This is a genomic window from Acinetobacter sp. M5A5_2a, from assembly GCF_053345265.1.
On sequence record NZ_JBKEZV010000001.1, the window covers coordinates 308,197 to 334,933 of the forward strand.

Genomic DNA, 26,737 nt, shown 5'->3' on the forward strand with positions numbered 1-26,737 from the left:
TACTCCTTTACGCTTGCTGAAAGGGGTTAATCGCAACCCAGTGCTTTTCTACATACGCAATACACGAAGCCCGTGTATCTGGACCATGTTGAACGTCCCAACCTGATGGCACCTGATGTTGGGCCGGCCATAAACTGAATTCACCTTGCTGATTTTTTAAAACCTGAAAAGACAAACTTTCATTATCGAAAGGATTAATATAGTTTTCCTGTAAGTTGCTCATGATATTGTTATCCTTGATGAAACAAATGGTTATAGTGAAAGAATTTTTTGCAATGCCTTAAGCAAGTCTGCACGCCAGTTCACCGCATCGTGGCCGCCTGAAAAAGTTCGAAAACTCACTTGATTAAATGATTGCAATTGTTGATAAAGCTGGTGGGCATCGTCCCGCATATCGGTTTCATACGTGCCTGCACTGATATAAATTTGAGTTGTTTTTGGTAATGGATGAGATGAATTTAGTAGTTCTAAAAAGTTACCCGTATGGTTTCGTCCCAACGCGCTGTTAGAAAAATCTGACCACCAATAAGAGCCAGACTGCACAATCAGCGATGTAAAAACTTTTGGGAAAAGCAGTGCGCTATGTAAAGCGCATAAACCACCTAAACTTTGACCACATAAGGTAATGTTTGTTGTTGAAATAAATGAATATTGTTCTAAAAGAATTTCTAATAATTCACTTATAAGCGCCTGACTAAATACATCATGGCAGCCATAATCTTGTCGACGTTGTTGACTATTTAAACTATGGATAAATACGTATGCAGCTGGACGGAGTTTTTTTAAATCGGTTAAATCTCGAATTTCGGAAAGAATCGAAAGCTCTCGACTCCAGACTTGGCCATCAAGAAAAATAACGAGTGGTAATGTTTTTTGAACTGCCTGACCACTAATAAAAACATCAACTAAATAATCTTGTTGACATAACACGCTTGACCACTGAAATATCTTTGTAATAGGGCAAAGGGTGGTGGGTAATTGTTTTGTCTTTTCGAGTTGAACTTGATTGATGTAACGAGCCAAGTGTCCGCTATAAAACTGGTGATGACTTAATGAATCAATCTGAGCATTCTGTTTAAGCTGGGTTTGCCACCATGAGCGTCGCGTTGCCGCACAGTTTGTTTGTGGTGCTTCCTCACTAGCTGTAACTACAACATAACTACCAGTCCAAACTACAGGGAGTTCTATTTCAAAAAAGTACACATCTGTTCCAGCTATATGGCTAAAACGATTCCACTTTTGATAGATAGATGGGCTTTGTGAATAGACATCGATATAAACGAAGCAACACTCTTCGTGCTTGGGCTTGCGCCAAACAAAAGTGCAAGAAGTTTTATTATTTGTTTGCACAGTAACAAGGGGATTACCTAATTTTTTAACGGTATTCCACCAAGTTTCACTTCCAACATTTGATTGTTGAAATAGTGGATGTAAAGGATGAGAAAATGGCTTCATTTTGAGTCCATCTCGACAAGAAAGCGCGGTCAAATTATCAGAATGATTCTCATTAGTAAATGAAAACAATTATCATTATAATCAATAAAAAAAGATGAGTTTTATTAATATTAATTAAAAACAATAATTTAAGTTAAAATTATGGTTAATAAATAACTTAATTTAGATTGTAATCTTATGTTTGATATTTATCGCTCTTGATAATAATGATAATTATTTGCAATTATGTTGCGCAATTTAGTGATCAAATCAGACGGGAGTAAGAACATGAGCTCTACCATCGTAGTCACAGGCGCTGCAAGAGGTATCGGAGCTGCTATTGCAAAGCAATTATTGCAACAAGGGTATCAAGTGATCGGTATTGATCAGCAGGAAAACCCAGAACAATGGGAAATCAGCAAAAATCTGACATCAGATGAATGTTTACGTTGGCAAGGCATTCCACAGGACATTACACAGCAACAAGCCACTCAAAAGCTTATTGCCGATCTTTTAGAAAAGCACAACATTACAGGTTTAGTGAACGCCGCAGGGGTCTTGATTATGCGTTCTATGCTTGAAGCAAAAACAGAAGACTGGGAAACACTTTTTGCGGTAAATGTCATGGCTCCTATTGCGATTAGTCAACAACTTGCCAAACATTTTTGTGAGAAAAAACAGGGAAGTATTGTCACGATTAGCTCAAATAGTTCACGTATGCCGCGTATACAACTTGGCATGTATGCAACTAGTAAAGCTGCGCTCAGCCACTACTGTCGTAATCTTGCGCTTGAAATTGCACCTCATCAGGTACGGCTCAATATTGTTTCACCAGGCTCAACTTTAACTCAAATGCAGCAACAGTTGTGGACAGACAATACACCGCCACCAGCGGTAATTGATGGCGATTTAAGCCAATACCGGACAGGCATTCCTTTAAGAAAATTAGCCCAGCCTGAAGACATTGCAAATACAGTCAGCTTTTTACTTTCCGATCAAGCAGCACAAATTACCATGCAAGAAATTGTGGTTGATGGGGGAGCCACTTTAGGCGTTTAAACACTCATTCATTACAACAAAATAACGGTATAAGGAGTCACGAGATGTCGGCACAGCATCCGTATTTTATCCAACGAGAAAATTTTACTGAAAGCCATGTTGCACTTGCTCAAGAGGTTCTAAAGTGCGGACATGATGCGGGTTTTATTTTTACCACGCCAGAATACACAATCAATAGTCATGAGAAATTACAAGATATTCAGGTCGCTGAAAATAGCCTTTTAAAAGACTGGCTACAAGAAGCTCGAATTCAACTACAGCAGGCGATTACCGACGGTTATAAAGACGTCAAGATTATGGGCGGACTGCCGTTTTGCTCGGCAGCAGATGTCAATTTAATGCTCATGCAAAATGCAAAAATATGTCAGAAGGTCCTCTATGCACAATCTGATATAGATCTTAGTTCTTTAAGATTAAACAAGGCTGATTACTTCCCGTTAGGTGAACATTATCAGCAGCAAGTTGAATATCTAGTTCAGCAAATGCAGGCAAAAAAACTGGATAAAGCCGTTCTAGCCCGCATTTTACAACTTGAATATGAACAAAATATTCCAGTCTCAGACTTATTTTATAATTTAGCTAAGCATAATCCTGAAGGTTATAACTATGCAGTCGCAAGGCATCCTCAAAGTGAAGGTTGGTTTGTTGGTGCAAGTCCAGAACTATTAATTGCAAAGCAAAATACAAAAATCTGGAGTAAACCCGTTGCAGGTACATTGGCTCGTGATGACGATCCAACTATAGACCAAAACAATGCTAGAGCTTTACTTGCTTCACAAAAAGATCAGCATGAGCATGCGCTCGTAATCGAAATGATTGCAGATGAGCTCACACCTTTTTGCAAACAATTACATGTTCCTAAGCAACCATCTCTCATTCGTACCAAACGTCTTTGGCATTTAGCATCGCACATTACTGGCGAGTTAAAACAAGCCGACACACATGTTTTTGATCTCATTGAACGTTTACATCCAACGCCCGCAATTTGTGGTGAACCGAGCTCAGTAGCCAAAGATTTAATTCAACAACTTGAACCGTTTAATCGTGAACTCTTTGCAGGAACCATGGGATGGGCAGATGAGCAAGGTAATGGTGAATGGTCGGTGACTGTCCGTTGTGCCCGAATTTATCAAAATATTGCCCGTTTATTTGCTGGTGCAGGCATTGTGGAAGCTTCTCGTCCGCAAGCTGAACATGCTGAAACTGCCGCAAAATTTCGTACTGTGCTGGACGGATTCCAGATTTCACCAAACCAATTGCCAATACAGGGATCAAACATATGACAACACAGGTTTATTTGGATGGTGCCGTGCCATATCCAGCAGAGTTCGCTGAGATTTACCGTAAAAAGGGTTATTGGCTTGGACAAAACTTGAGTGACTTCTTGCGTGAAAGTGCGCAAAAGTACCCAAAAAATATTGCAATCTATGATGGTGAAAAAGCCTTTAGTTACTCTGAGCTCGATTATTTAGTCGATTGCTGTGCCAGCCACTTATATCAACATGGACTAAGAGCAGGTGACAAGGCAGTTGTACAGATGCCAAATCACTATCAGTTCTATGTTCTATTCTTTGCACTAATTCGACTTGGTGCACTACCTGTGATGTCTTTACCTGCACATCGCTACGCTGAATTAAGTAGTTTTTTCAAACAAACTCAAGCAAAAGCTTATTTCTGTGCTGATTTTGGTGCACAAAAATTTGACTACCGAGAGCTTGCCGAAAAGCTTCAGCAAACGGCTCCTTGCTTACAACATATCTTTGTACTTGGAAATGCAGGTAACTTTGTTGCCATTCAGGACCTATTAAAAGAAACCAGTATTTTAGATGAGGCGATTTCGCCAACTACAGCAGATCAGGTTGCTTTTTTACAACTTTCAGGTGGAAGTACTGGGGTTCCTAAGCTTATTCCACGTACCCATGACGACTACCTATACAGTGTTCGTGAGAGTGCCAAAATTTGTTGTCTGGACCAGTCATCACGCTTACTTATGGTTTTACCTGCGGCACATAACTTCTCAATGAGCTCAGCTGGTTCTTTAGGTATTTTTTATGCAGGCGGAGCGGTTGTTTTAGGAACTGACGCAAGTCCTGACACGGCATTTCCCTTAATAAAAAAACATAGTGTTACTGATGCCTGCCTAGTTCCCGCATTAGTTCGACCTTGGATGGATAAAGCTGCAAAAGATCAAGCCCCAATCTTATCAACATTGCGTTGCTTACAAGTTGGCGGAGCTCGATTACCTGATGCAGTTGCTTCACGTTTAATTGATGAGTTTAAGGTCAATCTGCAACAAGTCTTTGGAATGGCTGAAGGGCTTGTGAACTACACGCGTTTTGATATGACGAAAGAGCAAATCATCCATACACAAGGCTTAAAAATTTCTGAAGATGATGAAATTTTAGTGCTAGATGATAACGATCAACCAGTAGAAGCTGGGCAAGTGGGGCATTTGCTTACACGGGGTCCATATACCATTCGCGGTTATTACCAAGCGCCAGAGCACAATGAACGCTCTTTTACTCCTGATGGTTTTTATCGTACTGGCGATTTAGTCCGTATCCGTGAAGATGGCTGCATTGTTGTCGAAGGCCGTTCTAAAGAACAAATTAATCGTGCTGGTGAAAAAATTGCGACCGAAGAAGTTGAACAAGCTCTATTAACCCATCCGCAAATTCGTTTAGCGGCATTGGTTGCTATGCCAGATGAGGTCATGGGTGAAAAAAGCTGTGCCTTTGTTGCATGGCAATCTCAAAGCGATGATCCAAGTCCAATTCGTCTTGCGATGTCAGTCCGCCAACACCTTAAAGACTATGGACTTGCGACCTACAAGATTCCAGATCGCGTGGAATTTATCGAGCAATTTCCATATACAGCCTTTGGAAAAATCGACAAAAAACGATTACGTCAACAATTTGAAACTAACACCAATGTTCTTGCTTAAAGATAAAAAAGGAAAAATTTAATGAGTATTCCAAAGATTGCCAGTTACAGCATGCCCCAAGCACACGAATTTACGGTGAATAAAACACATTGGCAGTTACATACCAATCGTGCTGTTTTATTAGTGCATGATATGCAGCAATATTTTTTAGACTTTTATGATCAGACCCAAGAACCAATTCCAGAATTGATTAAAAATACCAAAGAACTGATTGAAACTGCACGCAAGTTTAATATCCCTGTGGTCTATACCGCACAACCTGGTAACCAGACGCCAGAACATCGCCAGTTATTAACTGATTTCTGGGGAACTGGTCTAAAAGACGATCCTGAGATCACTCAAATTTTGCCAGAAATTACGCCTCAAAAAAATGATACTGTTTTAACAAAATGGCGTTATAGCGCATTTAAATTTTCTCCACTTGAACAGCTCATGCGTGAGTCAAACCGTGATCAACTCATTATTTGTGGTGTCTATGCACATATTGGCTGTCTCATGAGTGCAGCAGAAGCCTTTATGCTAAACATTCAACCATTTTTATGTGGTGATGCACTCGCTGACTTTAGCCGTGAAGAACACGATATGGCTTTGAAATATGCCAGTACACGTTGTGGGCAAGTCATGACGACTCAACAAGTCACTCGTGCTTGGGAACTTGAACAAGCCCCATCACCATTAACTCAAGAAGGTATTGTCTTAGCGGTGAGTGAACAGCTACAGATTCCTGCATCAGACATTCAGTTAAATGATGATTTACTCATGCTTGGGCTTGATTCAGTACGTCTCATGACACTGGTAGGTAAATGGCAAGCTTATGGTGCGCAGGTCAGCTTTGAAGATTTAGCCGAACAACCAACATTAGAAGTTTGGATTGATAAGCTTGTAGCCTAAATCTAAACAATAAAAAATGGCAGATATTAAATCTGCCATTTTTTTATTTGAACAATTAGAACGAGGTATTATCTTTTTTAATACGGCCGTTAAATTTCAAAGTTCGAGTAAACCTAAGTTTACTCATTGACCACTGAAAGCTTGGCACACTATGAATCATAACAAAGAAAAACACCGTAAATAGCGGTACAAGTAAAGTACCAAACACAACACTTCCAAATACACTCATACCAATTTCATAACGGCTAGCAGCGCCTGCACCTGTTGCAAAGATTAAAGGAATAACACCCGCACCAAAAGCCAGAGAAGTCATCAAAATCGGACGTAAACGCAACTTTAACGCTTCACTTGCTGCGTCGATTTTACTTTTTCCTTGTTTGAGTGCTTGGGTCGCAAACTCCACAATTAGAATTGCATTTTTACAAGACAAGCCAATACCCGTTAATAGGGCAATTTGAAAATAAACATCATTAGGTAAGCTAAAGACCTTGGCAAAAATAATAGTGCCCGTAATTCCTAAAGGTAGACCTAATAAAATAATGAATGGGACTTTCCAGCTTTCATATAAGGCTGCCAAACATAAGAAGATAAATAAAATAGAAATGACATATAAAAAGATAGCCTGCCGATTAGACTGCTGCTCTTGTAACGAGAGGCCACTCCAAGCAACGTCTACGCCAGATTGTTTAGCAACCATATCTGTAAGTTCTTGCATGGCTTGTCCTGAACTAAAGCCCGGACTGATATTTGCTTCAAGTTGTATAGCAGCCAGTCCCATAAAGCGAGTTAAAGCTTCTGGTCCACCAGTCCACTGACTTTGAGCAAAATGGGCGAGAGAAAGCATTCCTCCTGTATTGTTTCGCACATGCCAGTAAGCTAAATCTTCGGGTTTAGAGCGAAATTCAGAGTCACCTTGCATAATAATTCTTTTAATTCGACCTCTTTCAACAAAATCACCAACATAGTTTCCACCCCAAGCAGTCGATAGTGTTGAACGTATCGCTTGCTGATCAATTCCTAGCATTTTTGCCTTATTTTGATCGAGTTGAATAAATACTTCGGCTTTATCTTCACTCACAAGGGGACTTAGATTTTCAAATGCTGAATAATTCTGTGATTCTTTTTCTAAGGCTTTATATTGTTTGATTAATTCATCGCGTCCTTGGCCATTTACATCTCTAAGCCAAAGTTCCAAAGCATCAGACTGTCCTAAACCAGATACACTTGGTGGCATTCCTACCATGACTTTCGCTGGCAAGTTTTTTTGCAAATAAGTTTGAGCACGTTCACGAATAGCGCTTGCGGTATTGGCTTCGCCTTTACGCTCATTCCAATGTTTGAGCGAAATAAATGCCATGCCTAAATTTGGCCCACTTCCTGAAAAATTTTGTCCATTCACCACAAGTACCGTATTAATATTTTTGGATTCATGTTCAAAAAAATAATTATTGACGAGCTTTCCAACTTCTTCGGTCTGACTCATCGAAGCACTATTATGCAAACTATATGGAACAGCAAGTAGGCCTTGGTCTTCGTTAGGAATAAAACTTGTAGGTAAACCACGATAAATCATAAATAAAATAACCGCTATGCTCACAACTAACAGACTGGAAAAAACTTTGAACTGAATTAGGCGAACTGATAAAAAACTAAAAGTTGATCTAACTTTTTGAAGAGCAAGCTCGAGTGCTTGTCCCCATTTTGGCTTTTTATATTGTTGCTTCAATAAAACTGCGCACATTGCTGGTGTAATGGTCATGGCTACAAATAGCGATAACAGCATGGCTGCCGCTAAGGTAATAGAAAACTGGCGGTAAATCATACCCGTCGAACCACTAAAAAAAGCCATTGGAATAAATACCGCAGTTAATACCAGTGTAATACCAACCAAGGCACCGCTAATCTCTTGCATAGACATTAAACAAGCTTCACGCACGCTAAGCTGTTGTTCATGCATAAGTCGTTCAACATTTTCGACCACGACAATCGTGTCATCCACCAGCAACCCAATCGCTAAAACCAGTGCAAATAGGGTAAGGGTGTTAATACTCATTCCAAATAAATACAACACAACAAATGTGCCACTAATTACAATAGGAACCGTAATGGTTGGAATTAGTGTCGCGCGCCAATTTTGTAAAAAGAGATACATCACAATAACAACAAGTACAATTGCTTCAAGCAAAGTGATAATGACTTGCTTAATTGACTCTTCAATAAAGGGGGTATTGTCTCTTGGATAGACAATTTTATATCCGGCTGGTAAATGCTGACTAAGCTGAGCCATTTTTTCTTTAATAAGAGCAGAAGTCTCAATTGCATTGGCATCAGGGCTGAGAGAAATACCTAGGCCTGCCGATGGATAACCATTAAGCGTATTAATGCTTTCATAATTTTCTGCACCTAATTCGACTCTCGCGACATCTTTTAAATAAACAAGGCTTCCATCAATATTTGCTTTAACCACCACCGATTTAAAATCATCTATTGTTTTTAAACGGGAACCTGCTTTTACTTTTGCATAAATATTCTGGTCAGAAGCAGAAGGCATTGCACCAATCGAACCCGCAGCAATTTGGGTATTATAATCTTCGAGGGCCTGTTCAATATCACTCGGTACAAGTTGATAATTTCTAAGCTGATTTGGGTTTAACCAAATTCGCATGGCATAACTCGAACCAAAGACATCAACCTCACCAATTCCTTGTAACTGGCTTAAAGGCTGTTCAAAGTGATTCACCATATAATCAGACAACTCAATATTGCTGGCTTTTCCTGTTTCATCATATAGCCCAACAATAAGCAGTATATCACCCGTGGTTTTCCATATATTTACGCCTTGTCTTTGAACTTCCTCTGGTAAACGGTTTAACGCACCATTAATTCGGTTTTGTACTTGTAACTGTGCTTTATCAATATCTGTTCCAATTTTAAAGTGAATATCAATGCTACTCGTTCCCGATGATTCACTATAGGACGTAAAGTAAAGCAAATTATCCAGACCTTTGATTTGTTGTTCTAAAATTTGGGTCACGCTTTCTTCTACAGTGTCAGCAGCTGCACCACGGTAGTTTGCAACAACAGTGACACTGGGCGGAGCAAGGTTTGGATACCGTTCAACAGGCATTGCTAAAGTGGCAAAAAAACCAAAAATAAGAATAGTGATTGCAATGACAGAAACAAAGATAGGGTGATATATAAAAAATCGAGAGAGCATTGTTATGTCTACTTTAAGCTTGTTTTAAATAGGTTTTTAGGCACACGAACGTGTAATGGTAACGCGTTTTTACAGCACAAACAATAATGATTATCATTATATAACTAATAATTATTTTTATCTTGATCAGTAAAAGTCATGCGTATATCATGCTCGGCACATCATAAATGATAATAATTATCATGTGGTAATCATTATCCAAAACAAGGGCCGAGAAATGACGTTAACTAAAAAGGCGCTGGTGGTCGCCATCTCAACACTGCTTCCATTCGCCGTTCAAGCAAATACAGATAGTGAACAGCAGGGCAATAACGAACCAGTTCAAAAACTTAAAACTATTGTGGTTTCAGCAGCATTAAAAGAACAAGATGTTGATAAAGCACCCGCATCGATTAGTGTGATTACTAGCGAAGAGATTGAGCGTAGTGCAGCACTTAGTCTTGCTGATGTTTTACAAAAACAAGCTGGGGTTTATAACTACAATAGTGGGCAGGACAAAATTATTATTCGAGGGATGCAAGATACCTCTGGTAGTTACACACTCATCCTACTTAATGGAAAACGGATATCTTCCTTAGGAGCAATGTGGCGAGGCAATGACTTTGACTGGAGTTCTATTCCTTTAAATAGTATCGAACGTATTGAAGTGATTCGTGGGCCGATGTCATCTCTATATGGGTCTGATGCTATGGGTGGGGTAATCAATATCATTACCAAAAAAGCAGAAGATGGGCAGCTTCATGGTTCGATCTTTGGGCAATATAACCGAGCAGATCGTGGCAATGGTAAAGATCAATTTCGTTACGGGTTTAATCTCTTTGGTGGTTTAACAGATAATCTCAGTTTCTCTCTTGCTGGAGATTCTTATAACCGTGATGCGTGGTATCGAAATGGTAAACCAGACTCAAATGGGGCTTACTTTGTAGAAAAAGACACTAAGAATGTACACGGTACTTTAAGTTGGGATATCAATGACCAACAAACCCTAGATCTAGATTTAGGTTATAGCAAAGATAAGCGACCACTGACTCAAGATGCTGCGACCTCTATTCAAGAAGGTGAAGATGAGCGAACCAATTTTGGTATTACTCATCGAGGGAAATGGAGCTGGGGTAAAACAGAAGCTTATATTGGTAAAGAAACAGCTAAAATTTATGACTATGACAGTGAATACAATGCTCCACAAAGTCGTAATTATAAGCAAGAAAATTTACTAGGACGTGCTTTTGCTAACTTTGACTGGCTCATGAATAACACCACTGCTGGTGTGGATTATAAAGACCAGAAAGTGACAGACCCTGTCGGGTATACATCAGGCGGATCTGAACAAAAAAGTTATGGGGTATTTGTCCAGAATGATACCCACATTAACGATGCACTGACATTAACTTTAGGTGGTCGTTATGATGATTTTGACAATTTTGATGGTAAAGCAACTGGTAAAGCATATTTAGCTTATCAACTGGCAGACGGAGTTATTCTTAAAGGTGGTATTGGACAAGCCTACAAAGTCCCTGGGCCATATCAGTTAGATGCAAATTATGAATTAATTTCATGTGGTGGCAGCTGTTTTATTACAGGAAATCCAAATTTAAAACCTGAAGAAAGTACAAATTACGAAGCATCTTTAATCGTTCGAAAACCAAACTGGAATGCTGGTGTTACAGTATTTGAAAATGATGTTGAGAACTTAATTGAACGTGTTTCTAATCCTAATTCTCCAAATCTAATCAAATATCCATATAAATGGGACAATGTTGCTAAAGCAAAACTAAAAGGTGTGGAACTCAACGGAGGATATGACTTTAGTGATGCTTTAGGTATAACTGCTAATGCGACCTATTTAGATGCTAAAAATGAAGTAACAGGTAAAGACCTCACAGAACGCCCTGAATGGTTAATTAATAGCTCACTTTCATGGGCTATTGTTGAAAATTATCGTATGAATTTAGGTGCAAGCTATGTAGGTAATCAAATGTTGTCTAGTGGTAAAGAGTTACCAGCTTATACAACTTACGATGTCACGTTTACTTCACCACTTTCACCACGTTTAACATTGGACTATGGCGTAAAAAATCTGACCGATGTTGATCTTGAAAATGAAGATGCATCATTCAATACGAAACTCTATGGACGTAATTATTTTGTAAAAGCGACTTATAGTTTCTAAGGTAAAGCTAAGCTCAAAGCCTATTCATAGGGGAATAGGCTTTGCTTTTTTTATAAACAAATACCCATAATTTTCAAGCAAGTATAGACAAAATAATTTTAATAAATCTTATGCTTCTAAACATTCAGGCTAATTAATCATGACGACAACTTCAAAATCATTATTAAACGGACTACCGATAAAAAAATCGAGAATACATGTTTTTGAAATCTTAAATCAGAATCCACAAGGTTTAAGCGCAGACAATATTTATGCTCAAATTAAAAATGAATATAAAATAACGTTAGGAACGATCTATAGAATTTTATCTGAATTTGAAAATCGTAAACTCATCAAAAGAGTATTCTTAGGTAAAAGCAAAAGTATCTACAAAATTAGAAAAGATAAAATGAGCTGTAATCTGATTTGTCTTAAAACATCAGAAGCCTCTAACTTTGAGCATGAGAAAGTTAATGAATTACTTCATGAAGTTATGGAGATTATTTTTGCAAATACTGGAGCAGACATTAGCAGTATTGAACTTAATCTATATACGGAATAAAAAGCTTAGATAGAAAAATAAAGGACAGCTTTTGCTGTCCTTTATTCGATGAGCCTTATTATTTAATTACTTTAATTCGAGTTGTAGCTGGAACAATTAACGGCGAATTCTTAGAGACATAGCTTTCCAGAGCATCAATATCTTGACCACCACCTACACGGTTTTGGCCATCTTTTAATACTGTAAAGTTATCGCCGCCATCTGCTAAGAAGCTATTTACCGTCACACGGTATACTTTACTGTCAACCAACGGTGAACCAGCAACCATGATGTTACTTGCTCGCGGTGAAACAGAAGTATTTGCTGCATATTCATAAGTGAATTCTTTAGATGGCTGTAAAATTCTCGCTGAATTTGCATTTGCACCAGACCATTGTTGTTCAAGTACATCTCTAATCTGTTTGCCAGTTAAGCTCAAAGTCACAATAGAGTTGCCAAAAGGTTGCACCGCAAAAACATCGCCAAAGGTAATCTGGTTACTGCTGTTAATCAGTAGGTCGGCACGTACACCACCTGGGTTCATGAGTGTAAAGTCAGAGCCTTGGTTGCTTGCTTTTAAAGCAGCCGCTTGCTGAGCATCGGCAATCATAATACCGAGCGGACTTTCACCACTTTCGATTTGAGTGCGACTTACAACCGCTGTTGCAGTTCCAACCACACGACTTGAAATGGTAGTCACAGCTTGGCGGTACTTATCTAAAATGGCCTCAATACTTGGGGTCTTACTAAATTTTTGATAGAGATCTGTAAGGCTTACAGTAGTTGTACCAGATGTGTAGGCTTCACTTTGTATAGGAACCTGTTTAGCATCCTTTTTAATCACATCACCAGTTTTACCATCAAGCTCAACCTTGATGTCAGTAATAAGCGTGCCATATTGTCCAGCTGAGGTAAGCAAGAACGGTTTTGCCGGATTTTTTGTAGCATAGTCACAAATATAAGATTGATGCGTATGCCCCGAAACAACAATATCAACTGCCGGATTTAATTTATCTAAAATGCCCAAAATCGGGCCGCTTAAGCCGTCACAAGTTTTTTCATTAAACTTAGTACTCGGAGCTGCGCCTTCATGAACTACTACAACAAATGCTTCAATTCCTTGTTTTTGTAACTCAGGAATTAAAGCATTTACCGTATCAGCTTCATCACGGAATTCTACATCTTTAATACCCGCCGCTGAAACAATACTCGGCGTCGCTTTAAGGGTTAAACCAATAAATGCGACTGGAATACCCCCGTAAGTTTTGACTTTATAGGCAGGAAAGATTGTTTTGCTCGCATCATTTTTCATTGCTACGTTAGCTGCAAGAAAATTAAATTTTGCACCACTAAAGTTTTTATTAATTTGGCAAGGTGCTGTACTTGTATATTGCTGACAACCACCATTTTGCAAACGGCGTAATTCATCTGTACCACGGTCAAATTCATGATTACCCACAGCATTAAAGTCAATTTGAATATCATTCATTACTTCAATCGTCGGTTCATCTAAAAATAAAGAAGAGGTCAGTGGGGACGCACTAATTAAATCGCCTGCCGAAACCACTGCATTATTTGGATTTTCTGCTTTTAGTTTTTTAATTGCATCCGCAAAGTAACTCACCCCACCCACAGGAATACGAACAGACTGAGCAGCATCGTTTGGATTTGGTGCTTCAACATAACGCTTTGGTGGCTCAAGATTTCCATGAAAGTCATTAAAAGCTAAAATATTTACGGTCTGATTGCTTCTTTGGGCAGGTGATGTTGTATCGTTATCATCGTCATTACATCCAGCCAACAACGTTACTGCCAGAGAAAGTGTTGTTACTTTAAATAGTGTTGTTAAATTTTTCATTTTTTTATCATTTGATCAATTAAGACGGATAAAAAATACGCTTTTAGTATGAATATTTGATGAAAAATGAATATAACTACAGATAGAGTGATTTTAAAAAATTAGTGCTAAAATTATTTATGAGCTTCTAGTAAGGAAGTAAATAAAGTGCTTAAAATAAATGCTGATTTTAAATTTTTTCATAAATAATTCATTAATTTGCAATAAAACATCTACAAAATATAGGTGAGTAAAATCGGTTTTTAAATTTCTCTTTTTTATTCATTTTAACTTTTTTCCAAGTATAAGAGTCAATAATGACATCATTGCCCACTTTATCTAGCTCAACCCAGCATAATTTAGAAACTTATATTAATAGAGAACTGTCCTTATTAGAGTTCCATAAGCGAGTGCTTGCTCAAGCAAAAGATATTGAACATCCCTTGCTTGAACGCTTAAATTTTTTAATTATTTTTTCACGCAATCTGGATGAGTTTTTTGAAATTCGTGTAGCAAGTCTAATTCAACAAATTAGCCTAATGAGTCAAGCAACTGGGCCAGAAGGACTGCCATTAGTAGAAGTATTAAAACAAATTTCAAAAAATGTGCATGAGGCAGTTGAAGAACAATATAAAATTTTAAATTATACATTGTTGCCGCAACTACAAGGCTATGGTATTCATTTTATTCAACATGCTGACATATTGGAAAAACATAAAGAATGGATTAAAGAATACTTTTTTAAAGAAGTACAACCTGTCATTACTCCAATTAGTCTTGATCCAGCACACCCATTTCCACGATTGGTCAATAAAAGTCTTAATTTTATTGTTACCTTAGAAGGCAAAGATGCTTTTGGCCGTCAGATTGATTTAGGCATTGTGCCAGCCCCACGTTCATTACCAAGACTTGTTAAAATTCCGGAACATATTTCCGGTGGTGCCGAGCATTACATTCTTTTATCAGCCATTATCCATCAACATATTTCAGATTTATTCCCTGGTATGAAAGCAACGGGGTGTTATCAATTTCGCGTAACACGAAATGCTGATTTAACCGTGTCTGAAGATGTAGAGGATTTAGCGGAAGCTTTAAAAGGTGAGTTATCTTCACGTCGCTTTGGGCAAGCTGTCCGTCTCGAAGTAGGCAAAAAATGTCCTGCCGACATTGCAAATTATTTATTGGAACAATTTGATTTAGATGCTGAACATCTTTATTACGTAGATGGTCCTGTCAATTTAGCCCGTTTTATTTCGAATTTTGATTTGCCAGATCTACGCTATAAACCCTACCAACAGGTTTTACCTCAACTTCTTTATAATAAGAAACCGATTTTTAGTGTATTAAAAGCAGGGGATGTTTTACTACATCATCCATTTGACTCTTTTGCACCTGTTATTAAGTTTCTTAGAGAAGCAGCACAAGATCCAAATGTATTGGCAATTAAACAAACGCTGTATCGGAGTGGCGCAAATTCTGAAATAGTTCAACTTCTTGCAGAAGCTGCTCGCAACGGAAAAGAAGTTACTGCTGTTATTGAGTTACGCGCACGCTTTGACGAAGAGTCCAATATTGAAGTTGCTAACGTACTACAAGAAGCTGGTGCTGTCGTCGTTTATGGAATTGTGGGTTATAAAACTCACGCCAAGATGATTTTAGTTGTTCGTCGTGAACAAGATAAAATCAAAAGATATGTACACCTAGGTACAGGCAATTACCATGCCGTGAATGCCAAGATTTATACAGATTTTGGTTTACTTACGAGTGATGTTGAAATCTGTGAAGATGTGCATAAAATTTTCCAAGAACTCACTGGTATGGGCAAAATGGCAAAGCTTAAAAAACTATTCCATGCACCTTTTACCTTACATTCACAATTGCTTGAGTTAATTGATCAAGAAACTAAAAACAGCCTCGCAGGCAAAAAAGCCCACATTATAATTAAAGTGAATGCACTCACTGAACCACAGCTAATCAGTGCACTTTATAAGGCATCACAAGCAGGCGTAGAAATTGATTTAATTATTCGTTCGATTTGCTGCTTAAGACCACAAGTTGCGGGTTTATCTGAAAATATTCGTGTACGCTCAATTGTTGGTCGTTATTTAGAACATACTCGCGTTTATTATTTTTATAATGATGGTAATACAAAAGTTTATTGTGCGAGTGCTGACTGGATGGGTCGTAACTTGTTCTCTCGTATAGAAACGTGTTTCCCTATTGAAGATAAAAAATTAAAGAAACAAATCATAGAAGATGGTTTAAATAATTATCTAAAAGACAATCGTCAAGCTTGGGAATTACAAGCAGATGGTACATGGGTGCAATGCCAGCCTAAACGTGGACAGCAACTTTATATTGCACAACAACATTTAATGAATTTGTCTGGGTAAAACAGTAGACACAACAGTATTTTAAACTGTTGTGTCTTTTTAGAAGTTTATTTGAATATGTGCGAAATATTAAAATTTGGACAAAAAACACAATTATCGAACAATATCTTAGCTAGAGGTTGTCTACAAACCCCAATTTTTTATTTAGAATAAATTTTTAATTGCCTTATAAGATTTAATCAAGTGATTCATTTCACAAGATTAATATGAACCGGAGATAATTTATGCAATGGACTAAACCCGCTTTTACTGATTTACGCATTGGTTTTGAAGTTACAATGTACTTCGAAGCACGTTAATCAGCTTCATCCAAATATGTCATAAGCCCTAGTCTTGTTCTAGGGCTTATCTCTTTCTAATAAGATATTAATTTTATGTATATTTATGTTTTAGGTTCAGCTGCCGGAGGCGGGTTCCCGCAGTGGAATTGTAATTGCCCGAATTGTCATGGTGTCCGTACAGGTACGATTAATGCCAAACCCCGTACTCAATCATCAATTGCGGTTTCAGAAAATGGCGTAGACTGGATTTTATTAAACGCATCACCTGATATTCGTCAGCAGCTTTTCGAATTTAAAGCAGCTCAACCAGCTCGTAAATTGCGTGATACAGGAATAACAAGCGTTATTTTAATGGACAGCCAGTTAGACCATACGACTGGGCTTTTAACCTTACGTGAAGGTTGCCCAATGAATGTGTGGTGTACAGAAATGGTCCACCAAGATTTAACGAGCGGCTTTCCAGTTTTTAATATGCTAAAACACTGGAATGGTGGTCTTCAATATCACGAGATTAACCCTAAAGAAGCTTTTAAAATTGATGGTTTTGAAAATTTAGAATTTATTCCACTCATCATTAAAAGTGCTGCGCCGCCGTATTCACCACATCGACATGACCCACATGACGGCGACAACATTGCCTTAATTATCAAAGACCATAAAACACAAAAGCAGTTGTTCTATGCGCCGGGTCTTGGAAAAATTGATGATCAAATCATGCAGATTATGCAGAGTTCAGACTGTGTCATGATTGATGGAACGCTCTGGACAGATGATGAAATGCAGCAAACAGGGGTTGGTAAAAAAAGTGGCCGTGAAATGGGGCATTTATATATTAGTGGCGAAGGTGGTTCGCTGTCTTATTTGAACCAACTGAGTACGCCTAAAAAAGTACTTATTCATATTAACAATACCAATCCAATTTTAAATGAAAACTCTAGCCAGTTTGCTGAGCTTAAAGCAAATGGTGTAGAAGTTGCCTATGATGGCATGCAGATTGAACTCTAAGGTGAAACATGATTCAAACACCTGAAGCTTTAACAACAGAGCAATTTAAACAAGCGATTATTGATAAAGGCCAGTATTATCATATTTATCATCCATTTCACGTGATGATGTATGAAGGCAAAGCAACTCAACAACAAATTCAGGCTTGGGTTGCAAACCGCTATTACTATCAAATTAATATCCCGCTCAAAGATGCAGCCATTATGGCAAATTGCCCAGACCAACGCGTTCGTCAAGAATGGATTCAACGCATGATCGATCAAGATGGTGAATATCCTGATGGCGGTGGTCGAGAAGCATGGTTACGGTTAGCCGAAGCTGTGGGCTTGAGTCGTGAACAAGTGATTTCTGAAGAACTGGTATTACCAGGTGTTCGATTTGCTGTAGATGCCTATGTGAACTTCGCACGTCGTGCTTCATGGCGGGAAGCAGCAAGTAGTTCTTTAACTGAACTTTTCGCCCCGAAAATTCATCAATCACGTCTAGAGTCGTGGCCACAGCACTACCCATGGATTGATGATAAAGGCTATGAGTATTTCCGTTCACGTTTAAGTCAGGCACGCCGTGACGTTGAACATGGCTTAACGATTACGCTTGATTCATTTACGACTCATGAGCAACAAGAACGAATGCTTGAAATATTGCAGTTTAAGCTGGATATTTTATGGAGCATTTTAGATGCTTTAACGCTGGCATATGTTCACAATGAAGCACCGTATCACAGTGTGACTAGCAAACGGGTTTGGCACAAAGGACTATTTAAATGAATAAAGAACAGTTTGATTTAAACCTTGTGCCGACGTGGCGACAAGGTTACCGTTTTCAGTTCGAACCAGCTCAAAATGGTTTTGTGATTTTATATCCTGAAGGCATGATCAAGTTAAATGAAAGTGCAGGGGCAATCGGACAATATATTGATGGGCAGCAAAATGTTTCCGCAATTATTGCCCAGTTAAAGCAAAAATTTGGTGAGATTGCTGAGATTGATCAAGATGTAGTGGACTACATGCTGGTCGCAAAGCAGCAACACTGGATTGACTTGGTATGACAGAAGGTGTTGGCCTACCTTTATGGTTATTAGCGGAGTTAACTTATCGTTGTCCGCTACAATGCCCATATTGCTCAAACCCATTAGACTACGCTCAACATAAAAATGAGCTGACCACTCAAGAGTGGTTTGATGTTTTTGATCAGGCACGTCAGATGGGTGCTGTTCAACTGGGTTTTTCTGGCGGTGAACCGCTGGTGCGTCAGGACTTAGAACAACTCGTTGCACATGCTCACCTGCAAGGGTTTTATACCAACCTAATTACCTCTGGTATGGGTCTTACCGAACAACGGATTGCTGATTTAAAACAAGCGGGGTTAGATCACATTCAAGTGAGCTTTCAAGCTAGTGATCCTGTGGTAAATGATGCCTTGGCAGGTTCAAAACATGCTTTTGAACAAAAGTATGAAATGTGCCGACTAGTTAAAAAATATGATTATCCGATGGTGCTCAATTTTGTAATCCATCGGCATAACATTGACCAGATTGAACAAATTATTGAACTTTGCCTAGAGCTCAATGCAGACACAGTCGAGTTAGCAATTTGTCAGTTTTACGGTTGGGCTTTTTTAAACCGCCAAGGTTTGCTACCAACACAAGAACAACTGATACGTGCCGAACGGATTACCAATGAATATCGAGAAAAATTAAAAGCGCAAAATCATCCGTGCAAACTCATTTTTGTAGTGCCTGATTATTATGAAGAACGACCAAAAGCCTGTATGAATGGCTGGGGTAAAATCTTCTTTACAGTTGCTCCAGATGGTATGGCGCTGCCTTGCCATGCAGCACGGCAATTACCAATTTCGTTTCCAAACGTCCGTGAACATAAATTGTCAGATATCTGGTACAAATCAACTGGATTCAATCATTTCCGTGGCGATGCATGGATGCCAGAAGGCTGCCGCAGTTGCCCCGATAAAGATCGTGACTTTGGCGGATGTCGCTGTCAGGCGTATATGTTGACCGGCGATGCTGCTAATGCTGATCCTGTATGTGGAAAATCACCGTATCATCAAATGATTGAACAAGCACGTACAGAAAGTCATGTAGCAGCTCCACTACAACAGTTAGTATTCCGTAATAGCAGAAATTCTAAATCTTTAAGTGCTTCACAAAATATTCCAGTCCACACGATTATAGATAACTAGCAAGCAGCGGGAATCTTATGAAGCCTAGCCATATTCCAGTTTTTGATGGACATAATGATGCATTAACGCGTTTATGGCTAAGTGATCATGCAGATCCTGTAAATGCTTTTCTGCACGAACGTTTAGCAGGCCATCTAGACTTAAAACGCTGCCAGCAAGCAGGCTTTGTTGGTGGAATGTTTGCCATTTTTTTACCTCCATTTAGCTATGTTCAACAGCATCATCCCAATAAATTATTTGATCAAAATGCTTCTGATTTTACCCAGCAGCAAATTGAGCAGATTTGTTTAGAACAACTCGATTTAGCTCACAAACTCGCACAACGTTCTACGGACATTCAAATTTGCACATCAGTTCAGGATATTCAGAGTTGTGTAGGCACGCAGAAACTGGGCATTGTGCTGCATATGGAAGGGGCAGAAGCTTTACAACAAAACCCCGATTTACTAGATGTATTTTATGATAGAGGTCTGCGGAGTATCGGCCCACTTTGGAATAGGCCCAGTCGGTTTGGACATGGTTTGAATGCTAAGTTTCCTCACTCACCCGACACAGGAGCTGGTCTTACCCAAGACGGCAAAGCCTTTTTAAAGCGCTGTGCCAATAAAAAAATGGTGATTGATGTTTCCCATATGAATGAACAGGCTTTTTGGGATACTGTAGATCTATTGCAACAGCCAATCGTAGCAACACACTCTAATGCACACGCTTTATGTCCTCAAGCCCGCAATTTAACTGACCAGCAGCTTAAAGCTATTCGAGACAGTAAAGGTATGGTAGGCGTAAATTTCGATGTTGCTTTTTTACGCTCAGATGGACAACGTAATGCAAATACATCTATAGATGTAATTTTAGACCATCTTGATTATTTAATAGATCGACTTGGCGAAGAGCATGTAGCTTTTGGTTCCGATTTTGACGGTGCACTCATTGGTACAGAGCTTGAAGATGTTATGGGCTTACATAAACTTATTCATCGCATGCAACAACGAGCCTACTCAAGCGAACTCATTGAAAAACTATGTTTTACGAATTGGATAAACGTGCTTTATCGGATTCTGGGTGAATAGTTTTAGAGCTAAACATATTGAACATAACTAATTATTTGCATTTTTTGATTGGCTGAAATGACTAAAAAAAATACAAATAGTTTAATTGTCAACCATTCGGTAAATTCACTAAACTCAACCTTACTGAATGTAAGAACATTTAGTATTTCAGGTCTTTTGTGGTTTTCACATTACCCATTTCTTCATGAGAAGTAGAAATGGGTTTTTTCTTATCCAAATTACACAAACGTGACTTCCATCACAATAATTACTAATTATTGGTAAAACCCTTCAATCCCATCTTGACTAAAAGTTCAGCATTAAATACATTTGTAGTGTATTTAAAGATAATAAGATTGTTTTAAAGCAATTCATAATACTGCTTAATCCTGAAATACAGTAAAAGCCTATTCAACAACAGAATAGGCTTTTTACTTTGTATCAAAATTTATTTTTTTAACTATTACACTATTCAATTAACATAAAAATTAAATACCTTACAAAAGCGGAGCAAATGAAAGCCGTTAAATAACAAATTATGTGCTATTAATTTAAGTTGATTTTTCAAAAATACTCCGTTAATCGAAGAGGTGCAAAATGTTAAAGTCAATTATAGTATTGGGAACAGGAATTGCGATTGGGATGTGTGTGTACAAGAAAAAGCAAAAAAACAGTAAGAGTTTTAACACAGATAGCGATACTGACTCAGTGATTAGTAAAGACAGTGCTAAAAATCAAGATGATGGCCAGCTTGATAACGCTGTAAAAGTTTAGAATTAAATAAAAAGGGGTTCAGATAATGAACCCTTTAATTTTTATTAAAAATAAAAGTAATAATTATTTTGAATAGATTAACTTAAATATAATATTTAAATTAAATAATCACTCAACTATTCATTTAATTATTAGAAAAGTATGATTAAAATAAAAAAACACTTTCATTATTAAAATTTACATATTGTATCAAAGGAGCCTTTATTATTATCGATGCGAATAATAAAAATGGAGACTAGAATGTCAAAGCGCCATATTTTAAAAGAAGTAAATGCCAAAAGTATGTGTGGTATGGAAATTGTTGTTGAACAAATTTATGAAAATATTGATGAGAAAAGCTTTGTCGAAGCTGGAATAGAGCAAAACTGGTTACCACTTTCTAAAATTGTGATTTCGGATAAAGTCATTAATTTAGATCAAGATAATACTTTTGCTCATCCAAGAACAGGCAAGGTCTTTAAAGTCCTTAACTCTTAATCGATTCTTACTTCTCTAGTACAGTTTTATATTTCTAAGTTGTTGAGGCGAAACACAGATAAGTTTCGCCTCAATGCATTTAACTAAGAGCTAATTTTCTTCTTAGAGAAGAATTTTTCTGCTGCTCCCAACACAAATATAAAGAATACTGGGACAAAAAAGATTGCCAGAATAGTGGCAGATATCATCCCTCCAAATACACCTGTACCTAGCGCATGTTGAGTTTCTGAACTCGCCCCACTTGCAATCACCAATGGAATCACACCACAAGTGAAGGCAAGGGAAGTCATTAGAATTGGGCGTAAGCGTAATTTCGCTGCTGCAACGGCTGCTTCAACTAAACTCATTCCTTCTTCTTTGAGCATTTTTGCGAACTCAACAATTAAGATCGCATTTTTGGCAGATAGACCAATAATGGTAATTAGACCGATTTTGAAGAAAATATCATTTGGTATTTCTCTTAAAATAATGGCTAAAATTGCACCAAAGATTCCTAAAGGAACAACCAGCATAACTGACAACGGAATTGACCAACTTTCATAAAGTGCAGCTAACACTAAAAACACGACCAACATCGATAAAGCAATAAGAAATACCATTTGAGATTCAGACTGTTTTTCTTGCAAAGAAATACCTGTCCACTCATAACCGATTCCTTGAGGAAGCTTGGCAATCAGTTTTTCCATTTCTCTCATCGCATCGCCAGAAGATACACTCATGTTAGGAACACCAGCGATACTTAATGAAGGACGGCCATTATAGCGATTATATTGCTGCGGCAACTTATTCCACTGAGGAGTTACCACTTCAGATAGAGAAACCAGTTTTCCATTTGCGCCCGCAACCTTCAAACTTAAAATATCTTTTAAGTGCATTCGTGATTTTGCATTGGCCTGAACAATAACTTGCTGCATTCGTCCTTGGTTCGGAAAATCATTGATATACATTGACCCCATTGAAGTCGAAATAATATCTGAAACGGAAGCAAAGCTTACCCCTAGAGCACTTAACTTCTCACGGTCTATTTTCAAGCTAATATTGTCACCTTCGGGCAAACCTTCAGGATAAACCATATAAAACTTTTTGTTTTGACCAGCCATTTCCATAAGTTTTTCTTGTGCAGAAATTAAGGCAGGCATTCCTAAATTTGCTTTGTCTTGTAAGCGCAAGCTAAAGCCTGAAGATGTGCCTAATTCATCAATGGCAGGAGGAAGTACCGACATCGTTGTACCTTCTTTACTATTCGCCATTTCTGCATTAATGAAGTTAGTATAGTCGGTCGTGGATTTATCACGTTCACTAAAATCTTTTAAGGTTGTAAAAGCAAGTGCTACGTTTTGTCCAGCGCCACTAAATCCCCAGCCCATAATTGAAATATTACTTTTTACATCTGACTGCTCGTTTAAATGGTCCTCAAATTCTTTGACGATTTTTTGAGTTCGTTCAGCTGTTGCATCGGATGGTAACTGGAATGAAGTCAAAAACCAGCCTTGATCTTCTTCAGGCATAAAAGCAGTTGGCCAATATTTCATTCCTGCAAAAGTTAGTCCCGTAATCACCACAAAAATGATTAAAGTCGGAATAGTATGTTTAACGACTTTAAGTAGAAGAACTTCATATTTTTTTGTGACTTTGTCAAAGCTACGATCAAACCATGCATAAAACCCTTTCTTTTGATGATGTGCATCAATCGGTTTTAATAAGGTTGCGCAAAGGGCAGGTGTAAGAGTGAGCGCTAAAAATGCCGAGAATAAAATTGAAACTGACATGGTAATAGTAAACTGGCGATAAATAATGCCGACTGATCCGCTTGCTAAAGCCATGGGTAAAAACACTGCTGCCAGCACCAAAGTAATACCAATAATCGGGCTGGTAATCTCAGTCATGGCCTTTGAAGTCGCTTCTCTAGGCGCTAAACCTTCGGTTGCCATAATCCGTTCGACGTTTTCGACCACGACAATAGCATCATCAACAATAATCCCGATCGCAAGCACCATACCAAACATGGTTAACACATTAATTGAGTAACCCGTCAAAAGCATGATGGTAAAGGTACCAAGCAGGGCAATTGGAGCCACAATCGCAGGAATTAAGGTATAGCGAACATTATGAAGAAATAGATACATCACAATAAAAACCAAAACCATGGCTTCAATTAATGTATGAACTACTTTTTCTATCGAAACCTTAACAAAAGGCGCAGTATCGTATGGAACACTAAATTGCATACCTTCGGGTAAATTTACTTTTAATTCTTCGAGTTTCTGTTTGACACCTTCCGCTGTTTTTACCGCATTTGCACCAGGGCTAAGCTGAACCGCCGCAGCAGTTGCAGGTTTACCATTTTCTAAAATGGCAAAGTTATATGACTGAGCACCCATTTCTACATCGGCCACATCAGACAGCTTAATATTGGCACCACTAATGTTGCTCTTTAGACTAATATTTTTGAACTGCTCAACATTTTCAAGCTGTCCTTGAGCAGACAAAGGTACGGTAATTAGTTGACCGTTAATTAAAGGCCTATCACCAAGCCGACCTGGTGCAATATCAATATTATTATTCCGAATTGCATTGTTTACGTCGCTTATTGATAATCCATAAGAGACCAACTTGTTTGGGTCTACCCAAATCCGCATTGCTTTCTCAGCACCGAAGGATTGAATTTTTCCAACACCTTCAACACGTTTAAGCTCTTCAACTACATTGCGTACCAGATAGTCACTCAAATCTACTTCTGAATAGCGGTGATTAGGTGAATTTAAGCCTACAAGCATTAAAAAGCCTGATGAAGATGCTTCTACAGATAAACCTTGTTGACGAACCACTTGCGGTAATCGTGCTTCAACCGCTTTAATTTTATTCTGTACATCGACTTGAGCCATATCGACATCAGTACCGGGTTTAAAAGTCGCGGTAATTTCAGCAGTACCAGATGAATCGGTTGTGGCGCTATAGTAGAGTAGGTTTTTTACTCCTGACATTTCCCGTTCAATGAGGGTAATCACACTATCATTAATAGTTTTTGGAGTAGCCCCCGGATAGCTTGCTGTAATGTTAACCTCAGGTGGTGCAACACTCGGAAAGCGGGCAATAGGTAACTTTGGAATACTGAGTACACCAAATAAAATAATAAAAATCGCAATGACCCATGCAAAAATAGGACGGCGAATAAAGAATTGAGACATCATTTCGTGTCTCCTTGCTTCGCCGTATTTTCTGCTGAAGCTGCTTTCCATACGGAAATCGCCAGCTTCTGGTTTGGCTGAATGCGCTCTATACCTTCAACAACAACTTTGTCGCCTGCTTTGAGCCCTTTATTGATGAGATAAAATTGCTCATATTGTTGCCCTAATTCTATAGCGCGAATGTCTGCACCACCTTTAGCATTTACCACGTAGACTTGCGGATCGCCGTTCATATTGCGCTGAATTGCTTGCTCTGGAACGAGTAAAGCCTGAGGAACCGAAGCACGTTCAATAGTGACGCGCACATACATACCCGGAAGTAATTTTCTTTCAGAGTTATTTACTTCAATACGAATGGTGACATCACCAGTTTCAGGGTCAACATTAATGTCTTCAAAAAGCATTTTTGCCGAGACGTTATAGGGTTGTCCTAAACTATTTAGAATCTGCACATCTTTTTGATTGTTAGCAGATAGCTCTCCACTTTGTAAAGCTGCCTGTAAACGCTCATATTCACCAATAGACTGTTTTACATCGACATACACACGATCAATTTGTTGAATTGTAGCCATAGTATTGCTATCACCTTGGCTAACTAATGCACCTTCAGTCACAAATGATTTACCAATACGTCCTGAAATCGGTGCTCGCACTGTCGCGTACCGTAAATTAAGATTTTGGCGAGCCAACAAAGCTTCCATTTGGGCAACATCTGCAATCGCTTGTCGATATTGCGCTTCGGCGTTACTCACTTCTTGCTTACTAATTGCGTTACTTGGTAAAAGTTGCTGATAGCGTTCGAGTTGTATTTTTAAACGATTTACTTCCGCTTCAGCTTTATTTAGCCCAGCTCGATTACTATTTACATCTGCCTCAAATGTCTCTGAGTTTATTTTATATAGCGGTTGCCCAGCTTTAACTTCACTACCTTGAGCAAATAAAACTTTTTCGATAATGCCACCAACTTGAGGGCGAATTTCGGCAGTCCTGAAAGCTTGAACGCGTGCAGGTAAGTTTTCGTTAAAATTAATCGGCTGCGGTTGAACTGAAATAACGGTAACTTTAGCTGTAGATACCTGTGTTTGATCACTTGCTTGTTCTGTCCCACAACCATGTAACACAAGACTGAAAGATAAAACGAATGGAACTAAAAAATGCTTTTGCACTTTTATAACACCTAATGGACTTCTAGATGCTGACATTATTTTTGATGTGTGTGTAACGAAAATCACGAATATATGGAAAAAGTGTGGAGATTTATCAAAAAATACGCGTATGATAAATCAAATTTTTCTCGCG

The 26,737-nt window shown here is 38.4% G+C and carries 21 protein-coding genes and 1 pseudogene; 16 read left to right on the plus strand and 6 right to left on the minus strand.

Annotated features, from left to right (window positions below):
* Positions 1-7 precede the first annotated feature (7 nt).
* Both ACLBWE_RS01485 and fes read right to left on the minus strand, forming a co-directional pair.
* Complete coding sequence (locus ACLBWE_RS01485) at positions 8-223, minus strand: MbtH family protein (protein ID WP_003651732.1); 216 nt, start codon at positions 221-223, stop codon at positions 8-10.
* Between the two features lie 29 nt (positions 224-252).
* Entirely contained in the window at positions 253-1,455 is a 1,203-nt protein-coding gene (fes, locus tag ACLBWE_RS01490; RefSeq protein ID WP_447600705.1) for an enterochelin esterase, read from the minus strand.
* A gap of 267 nt (positions 1,456-1,722) precedes the next feature.
* On the opposite strand from fes, the gene ACLBWE_RS01495 reads away from it, so the two are divergent.
* The 5 genes and pseudogenes from ACLBWE_RS01495 (at position 1,723) to ACLBWE_RS01515 (ending at position 6,328) form a co-directional block, all read left to right on the plus strand.
* Positions 1,723-2,493 carry an SDR family oxidoreductase gene (locus tag ACLBWE_RS01495; protein ID WP_447600707.1) on the plus strand — a complete coding sequence of 257 codons (771 nt, stop codon included), beginning with the start codon at positions 1,723-1,725 and terminating at the stop codon, positions 2,491-2,493.
* A 44-nt stretch (positions 2,494-2,537) separates the two neighbouring features.
* Positions 2,538-3,776, plus strand: coding sequence for an isochorismate synthase (locus ACLBWE_RS01500; RefSeq protein ID WP_447600709.1), 1,239 nt, complete (start codon positions 2,538-2,540; stop codon positions 3,774-3,776).
* The gene (locus ACLBWE_RS01505) at positions 3,773-5,437 is read left to right on the plus strand and encodes a (2,3-dihydroxybenzoyl)adenylate synthase (RefSeq protein ID WP_447600711.1); all 1,665 of its coding nucleotides are present in this window, start codon (positions 3,773-3,775) and stop codon (positions 5,435-5,437) included. The genes ACLBWE_RS01500 and ACLBWE_RS01505 overlap by 4 nt, the downstream gene beginning before the upstream one ends.
* Positions 5,438-5,458: 21 nt before the next feature.
* Positions 5,459-6,100, plus strand: a pseudogene (locus tag ACLBWE_RS01510) (isochorismatase family protein); the annotation flags it as partial.
* Positions 6,101-6,139: 39 nt separating this feature from the next.
* Positions 6,140-6,328 (plus strand): phosphopantetheine-binding protein, encoded by a 189-nt coding sequence (locus tag ACLBWE_RS01515; protein WP_235823111.1) that lies wholly within the window; start codon positions 6,140-6,142, stop codon positions 6,326-6,328.
* 55 nt (positions 6,329-6,383) lie between these two features.
* Here the strand turns inward: ACLBWE_RS01515 and ACLBWE_RS01520 are convergent, their stop codons facing one another.
* Entirely contained in the window at positions 6,384-9,545 is a 3,162-nt protein-coding gene (locus ACLBWE_RS01520) for a multidrug efflux RND transporter permease subunit (protein ID WP_447600713.1), read from the minus strand.
* Between the two features lie 217 nt (positions 9,546-9,762).
* On the opposite strand from ACLBWE_RS01520, the gene ACLBWE_RS01525 reads away from it, so the two are divergent.
* Positions 9,763-11,715 (plus strand): TonB-dependent receptor plug domain-containing protein, encoded by a 1,953-nt coding sequence (locus ACLBWE_RS01525; RefSeq protein ID WP_447600715.1) that lies wholly within the window; start codon positions 9,763-9,765, stop codon positions 11,713-11,715.
* 139 nt (positions 11,716-11,854) lie between these two features.
* Positions 11,855-12,256 (plus strand): transcriptional repressor, encoded by a 402-nt coding sequence (locus tag ACLBWE_RS01530; protein WP_004642804.1) that lies wholly within the window; start codon positions 11,855-11,857, stop codon positions 12,254-12,256.
* Between the two features lie 58 nt (positions 12,257-12,314).
* Here the strand turns inward: ACLBWE_RS01530 and ACLBWE_RS01535 are convergent, their stop codons facing one another.
* The gene (locus tag ACLBWE_RS01535; protein WP_447600718.1) at positions 12,315-14,093 is read right to left on the minus strand and encodes a bifunctional metallophosphatase/5'-nucleotidase; all 1,779 of its coding nucleotides are present in this window, start codon (positions 14,091-14,093) and stop codon (positions 12,315-12,317) included.
* A gap of 296 nt (positions 14,094-14,389) precedes the next feature.
* Between ACLBWE_RS01535 and ppk1 the strand changes: the two genes are divergently transcribed.
* The 9 genes from ppk1 to ACLBWE_RS01580 all read left to right on the plus strand — a co-directional run bounded on the left by ppk1 (position 14,390) and on the right by ACLBWE_RS01580 (position 22,250).
* A complete protein-coding gene (gene ppk1 / locus ACLBWE_RS01540) occupies positions 14,390-16,465 on the plus strand; it encodes a polyphosphate kinase 1 (RefSeq protein WP_347018268.1) in 2,076 nt (691 codons plus the stop codon).
* A 224-nt stretch (positions 16,466-16,689) separates the two neighbouring features.
* Positions 16,690-16,764, plus strand: a complete 75-nt coding sequence (pqqA, locus tag ACLBWE_RS01545; protein ID WP_001982218.1) for a pyrroloquinoline quinone precursor peptide PqqA — start codon at positions 16,690-16,692, stop codon at positions 16,762-16,764.
* Positions 16,765-16,839: 75 nt separating this feature from the next.
* Positions 16,840-17,751 carry a pyrroloquinoline quinone biosynthesis protein PqqB gene (gene pqqB, locus ACLBWE_RS01550; protein WP_447600720.1) on the plus strand — a complete coding sequence of 304 codons (912 nt, stop codon included), beginning with the start codon at positions 16,840-16,842 and terminating at the stop codon, positions 17,749-17,751.
* A gap of 8 nt (positions 17,752-17,759) precedes the next feature.
* On the plus strand, positions 17,760-18,518 hold the full coding sequence (pqqC, locus tag ACLBWE_RS01555; protein ID WP_447600722.1) for a pyrroloquinoline-quinone synthase PqqC: 759 nt from the start codon (positions 17,760-17,762) through the stop codon (positions 18,516-18,518).
* On the plus strand, positions 18,515-18,799 hold the full coding sequence (gene pqqD / locus ACLBWE_RS01560; protein ID WP_049836639.1) for a pyrroloquinoline quinone biosynthesis peptide chaperone PqqD: 285 nt from the start codon (positions 18,515-18,517) through the stop codon (positions 18,797-18,799). Before pqqC ends, pqqD begins: the two co-directional genes overlap by 4 nt.
* Positions 18,796-19,950 carry a pyrroloquinoline quinone biosynthesis protein PqqE gene (gene pqqE / locus ACLBWE_RS01565; protein ID WP_447600725.1) on the plus strand — a complete coding sequence of 385 codons (1,155 nt, stop codon included), beginning with the start codon at positions 18,796-18,798 and terminating at the stop codon, positions 19,948-19,950. Before pqqD ends, pqqE begins: the two co-directional genes overlap by 4 nt.
* Before the next feature lie 17 nt (positions 19,951-19,967).
* Positions 19,968-21,020 carry a dipeptidase gene (locus ACLBWE_RS01570; RefSeq protein ID WP_447600727.1) on the plus strand — a complete coding sequence of 351 codons (1,053 nt, stop codon included), beginning with the start codon at positions 19,968-19,970 and terminating at the stop codon, positions 21,018-21,020.
* 576 nt (positions 21,021-21,596) lie between these two features.
* Positions 21,597-21,773 (plus strand): hypothetical protein, encoded by a 177-nt coding sequence (locus ACLBWE_RS01575; RefSeq protein ID WP_003651752.1) that lies wholly within the window; start codon positions 21,597-21,599, stop codon positions 21,771-21,773.
* 240 nt (positions 21,774-22,013) lie between these two features.
* Positions 22,014-22,250 (plus strand): hypothetical protein, encoded by a 237-nt coding sequence (locus ACLBWE_RS01580; RefSeq protein ID WP_005040740.1) that lies wholly within the window; start codon positions 22,014-22,016, stop codon positions 22,248-22,250.
* 83 nt (positions 22,251-22,333) lie between these two features.
* Here ACLBWE_RS01580 and ACLBWE_RS01585 read toward each other — a convergent pair whose 3' ends face one another.
* Together ACLBWE_RS01585 and ACLBWE_RS01590 are read right to left on the minus strand one after the other, a co-directional pair.
* Positions 22,334-25,441: an AdeB/AdeJ family multidrug efflux RND transporter permease subunit gene (locus tag ACLBWE_RS01585; RefSeq protein ID WP_427959590.1), complete on the minus strand. Its 3,108-nt coding sequence runs from the start codon at positions 25,439-25,441 to the stop codon at positions 22,334-22,336.
* A complete protein-coding gene (locus ACLBWE_RS01590) occupies positions 25,438-26,604 on the minus strand; it encodes an efflux RND transporter periplasmic adaptor subunit (RefSeq protein ID WP_447600730.1) in 1,167 nt (388 codons plus the stop codon). The genes ACLBWE_RS01585 and ACLBWE_RS01590 overlap by 4 nt, the downstream gene beginning before the upstream one ends.
* Positions 26,605-26,737: the final 133 nt, after the last annotated feature.

Excerpts from the sequence above, each read along its gene's own strand:
- ACLBWE_RS01485 (WP_003651732.1), bottom strand. The coding sequence starts at position 223 with ATGAGCAACTTACAGGAAAACTATATTAATCCTTTCGATAATGAAAGT.
- fes (WP_447600705.1), bottom strand. The coding sequence starts at position 1,455 with ATGAAGCCATTTTCTCATCCTTTACATCCACTATTTCAACAATCAAAT.
- ACLBWE_RS01495 (WP_447600707.1), top strand. The coding sequence starts at position 1,723 with ATGAGCTCTACCATCGTAGTCACAGGCGCTGCAAGAGGTATCGGAGCT.
- ACLBWE_RS01500 (WP_447600709.1), top strand. The coding sequence starts at position 2,538 with ATGTCGGCACAGCATCCGTATTTTATCCAACGAGAAAATTTTACTGAA.
- ACLBWE_RS01505 (WP_447600711.1), top strand. The coding sequence starts at position 3,773 with ATGACAACACAGGTTTATTTGGATGGTGCCGTGCCATATCCAGCAGAG.
- ACLBWE_RS01520 (WP_447600713.1), bottom strand. The coding sequence starts at position 9,545 with ATGCTCTCTCGATTTTTTATATATCACCCTATCTTTGTTTCTGTCATT.
- ACLBWE_RS01525 (WP_447600715.1), top strand. The coding sequence starts at position 9,763 with ATGACGTTAACTAAAAAGGCGCTGGTGGTCGCCATCTCAACACTGCTT.
- ACLBWE_RS01530 (WP_004642804.1), top strand. The coding sequence starts at position 11,855 with ATGACGACAACTTCAAAATCATTATTAAACGGACTACCGATAAAAAAA.
- ACLBWE_RS01535 (WP_447600718.1), bottom strand. The coding sequence starts at position 14,093 with ATGAAAAATTTAACAACACTATTTAAAGTAACAACACTTTCTCTGGCA.
- ppk1 (WP_347018268.1), top strand. The coding sequence starts at position 14,390 with ATGACATCATTGCCCACTTTATCTAGCTCAACCCAGCATAATTTAGAA.
- pqqB (WP_447600720.1), top strand. The coding sequence starts at position 16,840 with ATGTATATTTATGTTTTAGGTTCAGCTGCCGGAGGCGGGTTCCCGCAG.
- pqqC (WP_447600722.1), top strand. The coding sequence starts at position 17,760 with ATGATTCAAACACCTGAAGCTTTAACAACAGAGCAATTTAAACAAGCG.
- pqqD (WP_049836639.1), top strand. The coding sequence starts at position 18,515 with ATGAATAAAGAACAGTTTGATTTAAACCTTGTGCCGACGTGGCGACAA.
- pqqE (WP_447600725.1), top strand. The coding sequence starts at position 18,796 with ATGACAGAAGGTGTTGGCCTACCTTTATGGTTATTAGCGGAGTTAACT.
- ACLBWE_RS01570 (WP_447600727.1), top strand. The coding sequence starts at position 19,968 with ATGAAGCCTAGCCATATTCCAGTTTTTGATGGACATAATGATGCATTA.
- ACLBWE_RS01575 (WP_003651752.1), top strand. The coding sequence starts at position 21,597 with ATGTTAAAGTCAATTATAGTATTGGGAACAGGAATTGCGATTGGGATG.
- ACLBWE_RS01580 (WP_005040740.1), top strand. The coding sequence starts at position 22,014 with ATGTCAAAGCGCCATATTTTAAAAGAAGTAAATGCCAAAAGTATGTGT.
- ACLBWE_RS01585 (WP_427959590.1), bottom strand. The coding sequence starts at position 25,441 with ATGATGTCTCAATTCTTTATTCGCCGTCCTATTTTTGCATGGGTCATT.